The following is a 13615-nucleotide window of genomic DNA, read 5'->3' on the forward strand; positions in this document are numbered from 1 at the left end:
GATGAATCGAATTACCCATTACTTCAAAAGCCTGCTGCTGCTTGAGCTGCTCGGGGGCCTGTGGCTGACCCTCAAGTACACCTTCAAGCCGAAGTACACGCTGATGTACCCGATGGAGAAGTTCCCGCAGTCGCCGCGCTTCCGTGGCCTGCACGCGCTGCGCCGGTACCCCAACGGCGAAGAACGCTGCATCGCCTGCAAGCTGTGCGAAGCGGTGTGCCCGGCGCTGGCGATCACCATCGATTCGGCCAAGCGCGAAGACGGCACCCGCCGTACCACCCGCTACGACATCGACCTGTTCAAGTGCATCTTCTGCGGCTTCTGCGAAGAAAGCTGCCCGGTGGACTCGATCGTCGAGACGCACATCCTCGAGTACCACTTCGAGAAGCGTGGCGAAAACATCGTTACCAAGCCGCAGCTGCTGGCCCTCGGTGATCGGCTTGAAGCCGAAATCGCCGAGCGTCGCGCCGCCGACGCCGCTTTCCGCTGAGGTCCATGATGGATTGGGTAAATATCTTCTTCTGGGTCTTCTCCATCGTGGCGGGCATTTCCGCCGCGGCGGTGATCAGCGTGCGCAATCCGGTGTATGCCGTGCTGTGCCTGATCCTGACCTTCTTCTCCGTGGCCTGCATCTGGATCCTGGTCGGGGCTGAGTTCCTCGGCGTGGCGCTGGTGCTGGTCTACGTCGGCGCGGTGATGGTGCTGTTCCTGTTCGTGGTGATGATGCTGGACATCGACGCCTCCAACCTGCGCGAAGGCTGGGTGCGTTACCTGCCGCTCGGCCTGGTGGTCGCGGTCACCATGCTGGTGCAGATGCTGATCCTGATCGGCGTGAAGGGCAGGGCGGTCAACCCGCTGCCGGCCGACAACGCCGCCGCGCTCGCCGCCGACAGCTCCAACATCACCTGGCTGGCACGCAGCCTGTTCACCGAATACCTGCTGCCGTTCGAGTTCGCCGCCGTCATCCTGACCGTGGCCGTGGTCGCCGCCGTCATGCTGACCCTGCGTCGCCGCACCGGCCTGAAGACCCAGAACCCGTCCGAGCAGACCATGGTCAAGGGCCATGACCGCCTGCGCGTGGTCAAGATGGATGCCGAAAAGCCGGTGGTCCACACCCTTACCAAGCCGTCCAGCAACGAGGAGGCCGCCCCGTGATCACCCTTGGTCATATCCTGGCCCTTGGCGCGCTGCTGTTCTGCATCAGCCTTGCCGGCATCTTCCTCAACCGCAAGAACATCATCGTGCTGTTGATGTCCATCGAACTCATGCTGCTCTCGGTGAACATCAACTTCGTCGGGTTCTCGCGTGAGATGGGCGACACGGCCGGCCAGCTGTTCGTGTTCTTCATCCTGACCGTGGCCGCGGCCGAGGCCGCGATCGGCCTCGCGATCCTGGTAACCCTGTTCCGTACCCGCCGCACCATCAATGTCGGCGAAGTCGATTCGCTGAAGGGCTGATCCGTAGATGGAAATTACTCTCTCCAAGAGTCTGTTGATCGCCGTGGTGCTTGCACCACTGCTCGGCAGCATCATCGCCGGCCTGTTCGGTCGCCAGGTGGGTCGCCTTGGCGCCCAGACCGTCACCATCCTCGGTGTCGCGGTCAGCTGCGTGCTGTCCAGCTATGTGTTCTACCAGCTGCTGTGGGGCGGCGCGCAGCCGTTCAACGAAAACGTCTACACCTTCTTTGAGGTCGGCCGTTACTCGGCGCATGTCGGTTTCATGATCGACAAGCTCACCGCCATAATGATGGTGGTGGTGACCTTCGTGTCGTTCCTGGTCCACGTGTACACCATCGGGTACATGCAGGATGACCCGGGCTACCAGCGCTTCTTCAGCTACATCTCGCTGTTCACCTTCTCGATGCTCACCCTGGTGATGAGCAACAACTTCCTGCAGCTGTTCTTCGGCTGGGAAGCGGTGGGCCTCGTTTCGTACCTGCTGATCGGTTTCTGGTTCAAGCGTCCGACCGCGATCTTCGCCAACATGAAGGCGTTCCTGGTCAACCGCGTCGGCGACTTCGGCTTCATCCTCGGCATCGCCGGCGTGCTGTGGGTGTTCGGCACCCTGGACTACGCCACCGTGTTCGCCAATGCCTCGATCCTGGCCCACCCGGAAGCGCAGCTGCAGGTCTGGTCGGGTTCGCTGACCCTGTTCGGCCAGAACGTCCAGCTGATGAGCGAGCCGGTGATCTGGTCGATCGCCACCATCATCTGCATCTGCCTGTTCATCGGCGCGATGGGCAAGTCGGCCCAGGTGCCGCTGCACGTGTGGCTGCCGGACTCGATGGAAGGCCCGACCCCGATCTCGGCACTGATCCACGCCGCGACCATGGTCACCGCGGGCATCTTCATGGTCACCCGCATGTCGCCGTTGTTCGAGCTGTCGCAGACCGCGCTGAACTTCGTGCTGTTCATCGGTGCCACCACCGCGTTCTTTACCGGCCTGATCGGCATCGTGCAGAACGACATCAAGCGCGTCGTCGCGTACTCCACGCTGTCGCAGCTGGGCTACATGACCGTGGCGCTGGGCGTGTCGGCCTACTCGGCGGCCGTGTTCCACCTGATGACCCACGCCTTCTTCAAGGCGCTGCTGTTCCTCGGTGCGGGCTCGGTGATCATCGCCATGCACCACGAGCAGGACATGCGCAAGATGGGCGGCCTGCGCAAGTACATGCCGATCACCTTCATCACCATGTGGATCGGTACGCTGGCCCTGGTCGGTACTCCGTTCTTCTCCGGCTTCTACTCCAAGGACACCATCATCGAAGCGGCGCAGCACCACGCGCACGTCTCCTCGAGCTGGGTGGCGACCTACGGGTACTGGGCGGTGCTGGGTGGCGTTATCGTCACCAGCTTCTACAGCTTCCGCCTGCTGTTCCTGACCTTCCATGGCAAGGAACGCTTCCGCGATGCGCATGATGACCATGGCCACGGCCATGACGATCACCATGCTGCCGATGCACACCATGCAGACGCCCACCACGGCGACGCGCACCATGACGACCACGGCCATGGCCACGGTCCGCATGAGCCGCACGAAACCCCGTGGGTGGTGACCCTGCCGCTGATCCTGCTGGCGATCCCGTCGATCCTCGTGGGCTTCTTCAGCATCGGTCCGATGCTGTACGGCACCGACTGGGCCGGCCACCACGCCGAGCACGCCATTCCGGGCCAGGTGCATTCGTTCTTCACCGGCGTGGTCGACTTCTACGACCCGGCGCGCAACACCATTGGCGCCCTGGCAGAAGAGTTCCACGGTCCGGTCGCGTTCGCCCTGCACGGCATGATGGCCCCGGCGTTCTTCCTGACCGTGGCCGGGTTCCTGCTGGCGGTGCTGTTCTACCTGTGGAAGCCGGAACTGGCGACCCGTGCGCGCAGGACCTTTGCGCCGCTGGTCTCGGTGCTGGAGAACAAGTACGGGTTCGACAAGCTGTGGATCGGCGGTTTCGCCGGTGGCGGCGTCAAGCTGGGCAAGGTTTCGCGCGCGATCGACACGAACATCGTCGATGGTGTGGTGGTCAACGGTTCGGCGCGCCTGATCGACCTGGCCGCCAACCTGCTGCGTCGCACCCAATCCGGTTTCCTCTATCACTACGCCTTCGCGATGATCATCGGCCTGATTGCCCTTCTGGGCGTCCTGATGCATTACCTGCGTTGATGACCTGTACGGAATAAGAAGACGTGTCGAACTGGCCTCTACTCAGTGTTCTCATCTGGCTGCCGATCCTCGGCGGTGCCCTGATCCTTGCCATCCGTGATGCGCAGACCGCCCGCTGGGCGTCGCTGGGCGTGGCGGTGCTGACCTTCGTGATCAGCCTGTCGCTGCTCAGCGGCTACGACGTGTCCAACGACGCGTTGCAGTTCGTCGAGACCCGCGCCTGGATCCCGGCCTACGACATCGGCTACAACCTGGGCGTGGACGGCATCGCCATCGCGCTGATCCTGCTGACCACGCTGGTCTCGGTGCTGGCGCTGATCGGCGCCTGGAGCGCCATCGACAAGCGCGTCAACCAGTACGTGGCGGCCTTCCTGATCCTGGAAGGCGTCACGGTGGGCATCTTCGCCGCGACGGACGCGATGCTGTTCTACGTGTTCTTCGAAGCGATGCTGATTCCGATGTTCCTGATCATCGGTGTCTGGGGCGGCCCGCGTCGCATCTACGCCGCGCTGAAGTTCTTCCTGTACACCTTCCTCGGCTCGGTGCTGATGCTGGTGGCGCTGATCTACCTGTACCTGAAGGGCGGCAGCTTCCAGCTGGCCGACCTGTACCAGCTGCAGCTGTCCAGCCAGGAGCAGACCTGGATCTTCTTCGCCTTCCTGATCGCCTTCGCGGTCAAGGTGCCGATGTTCCCGGTCCACACCTGGCTGCCGGACGCGCACGTGGAAGCACCGACCGCCGGTTCGGTGATCCTGGCCGCGATCGCGCTGAAGATCGGCGGTTACGGCTTCCTGCGCTTCAACCTGCCGATCGTGCCGGACGCCTCGCACGACTGGGCCTGGCTGGTGATCGCGCTGTCGCTGATCGCGGTGATCTATGTCGGCCTGGTCGCGCTGGTGCAGGACGACATGAAGAAGCTGATCGCCTATTCGTCGATCGCGCACATGGGCTTCGTCACCCTGGGTACCTTCATCGCCCTGTGGCTGGTGCGTGACGCCGGCAATGCCGACGCGGCCCGCCTGGGCCTGCAGGGCGCGATGGTGCAGATGGTCTCGCACGGTTTCGTGTCCGGCGCGATGTTCTCCTGCGTGGGCGTGCTGTATGACCGCATGCACAGCCGCCGGATCGCCGATTACGGCGGCGTGGTCAACGTGATGCCGTGGTTCGCCACCTTCGCCATGCTGTTCTTCATGGCCAATGCAGGCCTGCCGGGCACCAGCGGTTTCGTCGGCGAGTTCATGATCATCATGGCCAGCTTCCAGCGGAACCCGTGGCTGGCGCTGGGCGCCGCGACCACCCTGGTGATCACCGCCGCCTACACGCTGTGGCTGTACAAGCGCGTGTTCTTCGGTGAAGTGGCCAACAAGCACGTGGCCGAACTGAAGGACATCAACGGCCGTGAGTGGCTGGTGCTGGGCGTGTTCGCCGTCGGTACGCTGGCGCTGGGTCTGTACCCCAAGCCGCTGACCGACCTGATGGAGCCCTCGATCGCAAAGCTGGCGATGCAGATCGCATCCAGCAAGCTGCTGTAATTCCAGGATTTGATGATGACCACCTCGCCGCTGTTGCCATTGACCGCCGCTGACCTGCCGCCGCTCGCTCCGGAGCTGGTGCTGATCGGCAGTGCGTTCGCCCTGATGATCCTCGACCTGTTCATCAGCAAGCAGAACAAGATCTGGACCCACCTGTTCTCGGTTGCCGCGCTGGCAGTCGTGCTGTTCATGCTCGCCACGGGCGTGGGCGGGCAGGGCGAGGTCTTCCACGGCATGTTCGTCCGCGACACCGCGGCCGATGTGATGAAGGTCGTGGTCGTGCTGTGCAGCGGCCTGACCCTGATCTACGGCTGGAGCTACCTGCGCGAACGCGACCTGTTCCAGGGCGAAATCCCGGTGCTGGTGATGTTCGCCACCGCCGGCATGATGATCCTGGTTTCGGCCGGCAGCCTGCTCATGGTGTACCTGGGCCTGGAACTGCTGGCGCTGTGCTCCTACGCACTGGTGGCCAGCAACCGCGACAACGGCCTGGCGACCGAAGCGGCGATGAAGTACATCGTGCTGGGTTCGCTGGCCTCGGGCCTGCTGCTGTACGGCATGTCGCTGATCTACGGCGCCACCGGCTCCCTGCACCTGGACGCGATCAACGCGGCCATTCCGCAGTCGGACGAGAAGATGCTGCTGCTGACCGGCGCGGTGTTCATGATCGCCGGCGTCGCCTTCAAGCTCGGCGCGGCCCCGTTCCACATGTGGCTGCCCGACGTGTACCAGGGCGCCCCGGCGCCGATCGCGCTGTTCATCAGCTCGGCCCCGAAGCTGGCCGCGTTCGGCATGGCCTACCGCCTGCTGGAAATGGGCATCGGCCCGCTGTCGGACGAGTGGAAGTACCTGATCGGTGGACTGGCCGCGCTGTCGCTGGTAGTCGGCAATCTGATGGCGATCGCGCAGAGCAACCTCAAGCGCATGCTGGCCTATTCGACTGTGTCGCACATCGGCTTCCTGCTGCTCGGCATTGCCGGTGGCGGCGAGCGCGGTTACGCCGCCGCGCTGTTCTATGCGCTGAGCTACGCGATCATGTCCACCGCCGGTTTCGGCGCGATCATCGCGCTGTCGCGCAATGGCTTCGAAGCCGAGAAGATCGACGACCTGAAGGGCCTGAACGCCCGCAACCCGTGGATGGCCGGCCTGGTGCTGTGCATCATGGCCTCAATGGCCGGCATTCCGCCGTTCCTGGGCTTCTGGACCAAGCTGGCGGTGCTGGGCGCGGCGATCAACGGCGGCATGCTGTGGCTGGCCATTCTCGGCGTCATCTGCGCGGTGATCGGCTGCTTCTACTACCTGCGCGTGATCAAGGTCATGTACTTCGACGAGCCGGTGGGCGAGCCGCTGCCGGCCAACAACGACCGCGTGCTGGGCGTGGTGCTGGGCGTGAACGCCCTGGCGCTGCTGGCCCTGGGCATCGCCTGGAACCCGATCATGGTCTGGTGCCAGCAGGCTTTTGCACATCTCGCATAAAAAGCGATACAAAACTGCGTCAATAGTGTAATATTCGTTTCCTGAGTTGTTGATGCAGCGGTTTCGCCAGAACATCGTTGCGGTAACAGATCAACTCAACCACTTCTGCTGCGGGGTGGAGCAGTCTGGCAGCTCGTCGGGCTCATAACCCGAAGGTCGCAGGTTCAAATCCTGCCCCCGCTACCAAATTGTCCCGGTGCAAACCGGTGACTGGAACGACGAAGGCGATCCCGGCAACGGGGTCGCCTTTTTCGTTGGGGTTGCGCACATAGGTAAATCCCATTACAATTCCGCTTCTGCTGCGGGGTGGAGCAGTCTGGCAGCTCGTCGGGCTCATAACCCGAAGGTCGCAGGTTCAAATCCTGCCCCCGCTACCAAGTAGTATTGCTGGACGTCAGACATCCAGCACCAGAACGGCGACCTTCGGGTCGCCGTTTTGCGTTGCGCGATACCGGCATCAGATGGACGTAAGCTTGTAACGCAGGCCGACCAGGCGGCTGAGCATACCGTTGAGGATCGCGGTACGACGTTTGCGCCAACCAGTCTGCGGCTCCATGATCCGGCGCGTGCCGAAGCTCCGGTTTCGACCCATGCTCGGCATGAACTCCGCCTTTCCCTGGAACCCTGTCGTTGGTACGCCCAGCTTGTCGGCTACGCGCTGTGCCTGCGACGCGTACTTGCCGCCGAAGGCCGTCCGGCAGGACTGAAGTTCCATTCGCTGGAATACATGATCCTTGCCAAAGCTTTTTCTGATGATGGACGCCAGCTTTCCACCAGAGACGTTCCTTCTCGTCGCAGTCAGGAAGCGCGCGCCGTGTCCCTGGAAGATGTCGATGAAATCGTCGCTACCCACTTGGGCGCTTCCCAGCAGATCCTCGCCCACGCTGGCAATGCTGGTCTGTGAACCACGTGCCGACGTGCTGATCGGCCATGCCTTCAGTGTGGAGCGCATGCCCTTGTCGACGAGCTTCTGCGGCCGCACGCTCGCCAGTCGCTGCACGAACTGTTTACCCTTGCTGGCCAGCTGCGTGCCGGCCTTGGCCATCGCGGGTAGTGCCGCGACCACGCCGGCGGCGGTCAGGCCGATGCCGACGTAGCCCAGCACTTCCTGGGCGAGCTCGTCTTCGACCACGGCAGCGGCGATCTCGACCGCAGCCGCTGCGGTCGAAATGACCACGCCGACCACCGCCGAGGCGGTCACCCCCACTACGGCCAGCGCGCCGAAGCTGGCTACGGCAGCCACCACCGCCACGCCGGCCATGATCCATTTCCAGAAATGGCCGGTGGGATCGGCGCGGTTGACCGGATCGCCCTGGCAGTAAGCCAGGCTGTTCCAGCCGCCGTCCTCGAACGGACTCATCGGGTCGGGCGCAATGAAGATGCCCAGCGTGGGCGAGTAGGGGCGGTGGTTGCGTGGCCCCAGCAGGTACAGGCCGCTGGCCGTGTCCTGCATCTCAGCATTGAAGCCGAGCTGCGCAATCGGTACTTCCACGCGGAGGGACACTGCGGCACGGTGTCCATGCGGTGCGTAGGCCACGCTGCGCGGCGCACCACACAGCTCCAGCGCGGGTGAGAGTGACGCATCGGTGGCCAGCAGCAGGGACGCGGAGGAGCGCGCAGGCGCAAGTTCGGCCACGGGCTGTTCAGCGATCCACAGCCAGCTCACCGGTTCGTGCGTGCCGGCTTCCTGCATCCCGGCCTCGGCTACGACGCGGTCGTCGCGCCAGTAGCGATAGCGGCCCGAGCCGGCACTGTCGATGCGCGACAGCAGGCCTTCGGCGTCATAGCAGAAGTGCGCATGCGTGGACCACGCGCGAGTCGATGTTGAAGATGATGTTCGTGGCATGGTCACGCCTTTCCGGATGCGCGCTACCCCGCGCGACAGCGACCCCCGTTGCCTTGCCGGGCCCAGGTCAAAGCGGAACCAGCATCGCCTTGGATACTGCTTTCGCCGTTAGTCCGGCATGAAGTGTGGGCCCTACGAAAATCGCCCGAAAACCTCACGTGGAATTTACGACGCCGGGCGTACATAGCAGGTTCTGTCATCGACAGGAATCGGGGGATTCTTGCGGTAGTGCGATGGGGAATTCGCCATGGAAAAGACCAGTACTGCCCCGGGGCGGGCAGACGCAAGCTTTGACTTGCTTTCAAAGTTCGAACCGGCTCTCATGTCCACTTCACGCCTGTACGCCAACGGTCGGCAGCAGGTTGCCATTGAAGTGTTGCTGGTGCCGATGTTGCATAACGAGGCTGCGGAGTTGACGCCAGCGGAGCTGGATAGCGTGCGTCTGGTTCACTACAACACTGGCGACGAGCTTTCGGATGCCTGGACGATTGCCAGGGAAAAGAACGAGTACAGTTACTATCCGGAACCCGGTCGCGACGCAGCCACCATCACCCGGGTGTCGCGTACCGGCGAAGGAAAGCGATACGTGATCGAGCTCTACGTCTCCACGACGGAGTCGGAAGGACTCAGTCGCAAGCTTGCACTTGCGATCACCCGCGAGAGCGACGGGCTGGTAGTGATCACGAACGGTGAGAAATTGCCGCCAAACAATGGAATCGACCAGTCGGTCACCCTGCAGATGGTCAAGGTTCCTACTTACTCCATCCAGAACTACCCCTTCGAAAAGAACATTGTCCGGGAGGCGGCGCTTGACGGTGGACCGTCCGGGCCGGGTCGCGTCCGCGAGGACGGTGGCTCGCCGGTGTTCATTGCCAACTATCACTTCACGGCGGTCGACAACAGCAACAACACGATCATGTTCAAGAGCCTGGAAGTGGAGAGCGGGGGCATGATCCAGTGGCATGACAAGGTTGCCGGCGAACGCTACGCGTCATATACCGGGTATGCCGTGCCGGGAAGCGATGACATCGTCTACAACCCGGAGATCGAGCTGGGACACCTCCACACGCCCGAGAAGAAGGTGCGCGACCCTGCCGAGGACACCGGCACGATCGTACTCGTGGGTGATGTGAACATCCCCTTTCACTACAACAGCGCGATCAATCACGACGGACCCTGCCGGGTCAACGCGATCGACGAGTACGGCAACGGCCACGCGCTGTTCATCCGGTTCAAGGACACAAGTCCCACCGGACGATTCGACCTGGTTCTCTACAAGTAACCGCCACCTGGCGTGCCCGTAATGGCTGGCCCCGCAGGGGCTGGCCCTGCGCCGCCGTTGCCTGCGCCCTGTGCCGCATCCAGTGAGGGAGTACGTCCATGTCTGTCAGCGAAGAAGCCCCGAACGAACAACCGGATTCCAATCCGGAGGTGCCCCGCGAGACCGGGTCGCCAAACTACTCCAACGCGCAGAATTTCCTCAGCCACCTGCAGACCGGGGTGGACGTACGCACCGGCGACTTCACCTGTGCCATGAGCCTGCCCGCGCTGGAGGCCAACAACCTGCAGGGGCCCACGGTGCAGCTCAGCCTGGCCTTCAGCGCGCAGCTCATCGACGACCTGGGCTACGGGGAAGGGTGGGCGTTGGGAGGGCTCACCACCTACGATCCCACCTCCAGGGTCATCAGTCTCTCCACCGGTGAGCGATTCGTGGCAGACCAGTCTGTCACCGAGTTCACCTTCAAGGACCGCAAGCTGGTGACCTTCCACATGCGGCGCGATCCTGCAAATGGGTACGACTTCCTTGTCTTCCACAAGAACGGGGTCATGGAGCGCCTGTCGACCTTCAACGGCGTGGCCGATGTGGCGGTGCCGGTCGAGATCCGCTCGCCGGACGGGCGGCACGTGTACCTTGACTTCTCGCGTTCGGCATCGCCGCGACTCACTGCCGTGCGTGACGAGACGCAGAAGCTTCTGGCCATCGAGCACACGCTCGCGTCGGTGGACGTGGTCCTGCATCCCGATCGCGAGACGCCCGTGGTGTTTTCCTTGGTGCAGGCCGGAGGGCGGTTGTCCCGCCTCAAGCTTCCGTCGGCGCTGGGCGATGTGGGTTGGAGATTCACCTACAAGCAGGTGGGCGGCCTCAGTTACATCACCGAGGTGGAACTTCCGACCGGTGGCGTTGAAACCGTGGAATACACGGAGGAAGGTCACCAATGCCTGCCTGGCGCACCCACGAAGTACATTCCGTATGCCCGGCTGCATAGGCGGAACCCCGGTCATCCGCAGCCCATCATCATCACCAGCTACGAGTACAGCGCCCGGAACTACCTCGGGCACGAATCGGGCCTGCAGTGGCGGGAAAACGAGGACAACCTCTACCGTCTGACGGCGCTGCAGGGGAAGGACTATCAGTACCGCTGCACCGCTGAAATGGCGATGCGGGTCGGGGATGCCACGGTGACCCGTACAGTTGAATCAACCTTCAATCGCCTGCACCTTCTGGTGGAGGAGAAGACCATCCAGAACAAGTGCGTGCTACAGAAACTGATGGAGTACCACGACGATCCTGGTATCAGCTTCGAGGCCCAGAAGCCGTATTTCCAACTCCCGCACACCGTCACCACCTCCTGGTCCCGGCTCGGCGACAACACGCCGCCCCGCGTGGAAGTGGTCACCACCGACTACGACGATTACGGCAACCTGGTCTACCAGCTCGATGAAACCGGGCTGACCGAAACGCGCACCTACTACAAGGCCGAGGGCGAAGACGGCTGCCCGCCCGACCCGCTGGGCATGGTGCGTTCGCTGAAGGAGCTGATCGCCACCCCCATGCCCGGGCGCGCGGTGGGTGCGCTGCCGGTGGTCACCCGGTACCGGTACGACCTGCTGCCTTCCCGGATGGAGGAGGATCCGGGCTACCTCGTTCTTGTGAACGAGGAGAAGGTGGCGCTGGAGGGCGACAACGAGGTCGATCTGGGCACCAGCAGTACCGAGTACATCGATGACGTCGACAGCGACTGGCATGGCAGCGTACTCAGGGAAACGACCACGCTGAACCGCCATTCGTCAAACGTGCTGTACACCTACAGCCTGGACGAAGCGACGGATACGCTGCGGGTAGACACCGTGTTCACCGGCCACGACGGACTCACCCGCAACGCCACCGAGATCCAGTCGCTCATCAACGGGCTGACGATCCACGAAGACGAGGCCGGCAGCGCCATCGACTACACCTTCGACGTGCTGGGCCGCGTGGTCGCACAGACGGCAGCACCCGGCACGGAGTTCGAGGCCACCCGCACCATGAGCTACCAGCTGGCCAGCAAGGCCGGCGATCCCGTCTCGATCACCACCCATGAGGTCACGGGAGGCCGCGCGATCGCGCACCTGGATGGCCTGGGCCGCGAGGTCAGGGGCGAGGTCGAGGACGTGGACGTCAAGGTCGACACCTTCCGCGAGATATGGACCCGCTCCTACAACGCGTTCGGCGAACTGGTTGCCCAGACCCATACCGACTGGGTGGACGGGGTGAAGCGCGCCACCCTGACCACGCAGTTCGTGCATGACGACTGGGGCCAGCAGACCCGGACGGTGCACCCGGACGGCACCGTGGACGTCATCGGCGCCGACCCGCTGACCCTGGTCGAAACCACCTGGATCGAGGATGCGGAAGGGAAAAAGACCGCGCAGACCAGGACCTACGGCACGGTCTTCGGCAAGCCCGACAGGATCGAGTACCTGGATGCCGCCGGCAACGTCAAGGGCACCGAATCGTTCGTCTACGACGGCATCGGTCGTTGCGTCGAATCCACCGACCGACGCGGATACAAGACGTACTACACCTTCGATGCGTTTGATCGGGTGGTCAGTACAACGCTCACCGATGGTGCGGTGGTCGACACGAAGTACGCTGACCACAGCGGCGACGAGCTGCCCGTGGAGATCGGCATCAGCCATGCCAGCGTGGGCGGTCGCCTGCTGCTGGGCGAGCAGACCTTCGACGGACTCTCGCGCCGACGCACCTACGTGGTCGGCGGGCGCACGGTGACCTTCAATTACGACGACGGCATCCTGCAGCCGGAGTCGATGACCACGCCGCTCGATGAGAAGGTGAGCTACACCTACGAGCCCAGGCTGGGCATGCAGCTGACCCTGATGAAGTCGGAGAGCGACTCGATCTTCCAGTACAACCCGAAGAATGCGCAACTCACCTATACCGAGCGCGACGGTCTCACCAAGAACCTGGAGTACTACGCTTCCGGCATGCTCAAGGTCGAGCGCTGGAACAACGAGACCGGGGTGGAGCGTTCGGCGACGCACCGACACTCGCTGCTGGGTGCCGCGCAGTCCTACACGAACGTGTTCGGTGTGCAGCAGGTGGTCACCCACGATGCCCTGGATCGCCCGAAGAAGCTGACACATGGCGACCTCACCGCCGAGCTCAGCTACGACAGCTTCGGGCGTGTGCACAGGATCGATACGCGCGAAGGCCTGCAGTCGATGGTGACCGACATCGTGTTCGACGACTTCGGTCGTGAAGTAAGCCGCACTTTCACTGCCGTGGCCGGTGGGGCGGCGGTCATCCAGGTGCTGAAGATGAAGTACGACCACAGCGGTCGGCTGGACAAACGCACGCTTGAGCAGTCCGGTGAGCTCCTGCGCGAGGAAGCGTTCACCTACGATGAGCGCGGTCGGCTGGTGAACTACCTGTGCTCGGGCAGCCAGCCCCCGGTCGATCCCTGGGGCAAACCGATCAACCGGCAGCAGTTCCGCTTCGATGCGTTTGACCGCATCCTCAGCATCACCACGCGCTTCCCCGGCGGCTCGAACGTCACCCGTTACGACTACGAAGAGGCCGATCCCGCGCAGCTCACCCGCATCGTGCACAGCCACCCGCATTACCCCACCGACCTGCACGATCTGCAATGGGACGGGGCAGGGCGGATGGTGCGCGACGAGCGCGGACGCACCCTGAGCTGGAATCGCCAGAACCAGCTGGTTGAAGTGGCCGCACCGGCGGCAGCGAGGTAGCCCGTGGCCGCCGATGAGGATGAAAGTGCGCCCTACGACGCGTCCGGTGCCTCGGTGCGGCCAGCCGGGC

The 13615-nt window shown here is 63.4% G+C and carries 9 protein-coding genes and 2 tRNA genes; 10 read left to right on the forward strand and 1 reads right to left on the reverse strand.

Annotated features, from left to right (window positions below):
* Position 1: 1 nt before the first annotated feature.
* The 8 genes from nuoI to C2U58_RS03340 all read left to right on the forward strand — a co-directional run bounded on the left by nuoI (position 2) and on the right by C2U58_RS03340 (position 7042).
* Positions 2–490 carry an NADH-quinone oxidoreductase subunit NuoI gene (gene nuoI / locus C2U58_RS03305; protein WP_070207230.1) on the forward strand — a complete coding sequence of 163 codons (489 nt, stop codon included), beginning with the start codon at positions 2–4 and terminating at the stop codon, positions 488–490.
* A gap of 5 nt (positions 491–495) precedes the next feature.
* Positions 496–1155 (forward strand): NADH-quinone oxidoreductase subunit J, encoded by a 660-nt coding sequence (locus tag C2U58_RS03310; RefSeq protein WP_171966744.1) that lies wholly within the window; start codon positions 496–498, stop codon positions 1153–1155.
* Positions 1152–1457 (forward strand): NADH-quinone oxidoreductase subunit NuoK, encoded by a 306-nt coding sequence (gene nuoK, locus C2U58_RS03315; RefSeq protein ID WP_068853402.1) that lies wholly within the window; start codon positions 1152–1154, stop codon positions 1455–1457. Before C2U58_RS03310 ends, nuoK begins: the two co-directional genes overlap by 4 nt.
* A 7-nt stretch (positions 1458–1464) precedes the next feature.
* Entirely contained in the window at positions 1465–3657 is a 2193-nt protein-coding gene (gene nuoL / locus C2U58_RS03320; RefSeq protein WP_102944532.1) for an NADH-quinone oxidoreductase subunit L, read from the forward strand.
* 23 nt (positions 3658–3680) lie between these two features.
* On the forward strand, positions 3681–5189 hold the full coding sequence (locus C2U58_RS03325) for an NADH-quinone oxidoreductase subunit M (protein ID WP_102944533.1): 1509 nt from the start codon (positions 3681–3683) through the stop codon (positions 5187–5189).
* Between the two features lie 15 nt (positions 5190–5204).
* Positions 5205–6665, forward strand: coding sequence for an NADH-quinone oxidoreductase subunit NuoN (nuoN, locus tag C2U58_RS03330; RefSeq protein WP_102944998.1), 1461 nt, complete (start codon positions 5205–5207; stop codon positions 6663–6665).
* Between the two features lie 109 nt (positions 6666–6774).
* A tRNA-Met gene (locus C2U58_RS03335) sits at positions 6775–6851 on the forward strand.
* A 114-nt stretch (positions 6852–6965) separates the two neighbouring features.
* Positions 6966–7042 (forward strand) — tRNA-Met (locus C2U58_RS03340).
* An 80-nt stretch (positions 7043–7122) separates the two neighbouring features.
* Here the strand turns inward: C2U58_RS03340 and C2U58_RS03345 are convergent.
* Positions 7123–8511: an RHS repeat-associated core domain-containing protein gene (locus tag C2U58_RS03345; RefSeq protein ID WP_102944534.1), complete on the reverse strand. Its 1389-nt coding sequence runs from the start codon at positions 8509–8511 to the stop codon at positions 7123–7125.
* Positions 8512–8758: 247 nt separating this feature from the next.
* On the opposite strand from C2U58_RS03345, the gene C2U58_RS03350 reads away from it, so the two are divergent.
* Complete coding sequence (locus tag C2U58_RS03350) at positions 8759–9793, forward strand: hypothetical protein (RefSeq protein WP_146033398.1); 1035 nt, start codon at positions 8759–8761, stop codon at positions 9791–9793.
* A 98-nt stretch (positions 9794–9891) separates the two neighbouring features.
* The gene (locus C2U58_RS03355; RefSeq protein ID WP_102944536.1) at positions 9892–13545 is read left to right on the forward strand and encodes an RHS repeat protein; all 3654 of its coding nucleotides are present in this window, start codon (positions 9892–9894) and stop codon (positions 13543–13545) included.
* The last annotated feature ends 70 nt before the right edge of the window (positions 13546–13615 follow it).

The organism is Stenotrophomonas sp. VV52 (assembly GCF_002893095.1).
Taxonomy (GTDB): domain Bacteria; phylum Pseudomonadota; class Gammaproteobacteria; order Xanthomonadales; family Xanthomonadaceae; genus Stenotrophomonas; species Stenotrophomonas aracearum.

Bases quoted from the DNA above. Each gene is read 5' to 3' on its own strand.
- nuoI (WP_070207230.1), top strand. From the start codon at position 2: ATGAATCGAATTACCCATTACTTCAAAAGCCTGCTGCTGCTTGAGCTG.
- C2U58_RS03310 (WP_171966744.1), top strand. From the start codon at position 496: ATGATGGATTGGGTAAATATCTTCTTCTGGGTCTTCTCCATCGTGGCG.
- nuoL (WP_102944532.1), top strand. From the start codon at position 1,465: ATGGAAATTACTCTCTCCAAGAGTCTGTTGATCGCCGTGGTGCTTGCA.
- nuoN (WP_102944998.1), top strand. From the start codon at position 5,205: ATGACCACCTCGCCGCTGTTGCCATTGACCGCCGCTGACCTGCCGCCG.
- C2U58_RS03345 (WP_102944534.1), bottom strand. From the start codon at position 8,511: ATGCCACGAACATCATCTTCAACATCGACTCGCGCGTGGTCCACGCAT.
- C2U58_RS03350 (WP_146033398.1), top strand. From the start codon at position 8,759: ATGGAAAAGACCAGTACTGCCCCGGGGCGGGCAGACGCAAGCTTTGAC.
- C2U58_RS03355 (WP_102944536.1), top strand. From the start codon at position 9,892: ATGTCTGTCAGCGAAGAAGCCCCGAACGAACAACCGGATTCCAATCCG.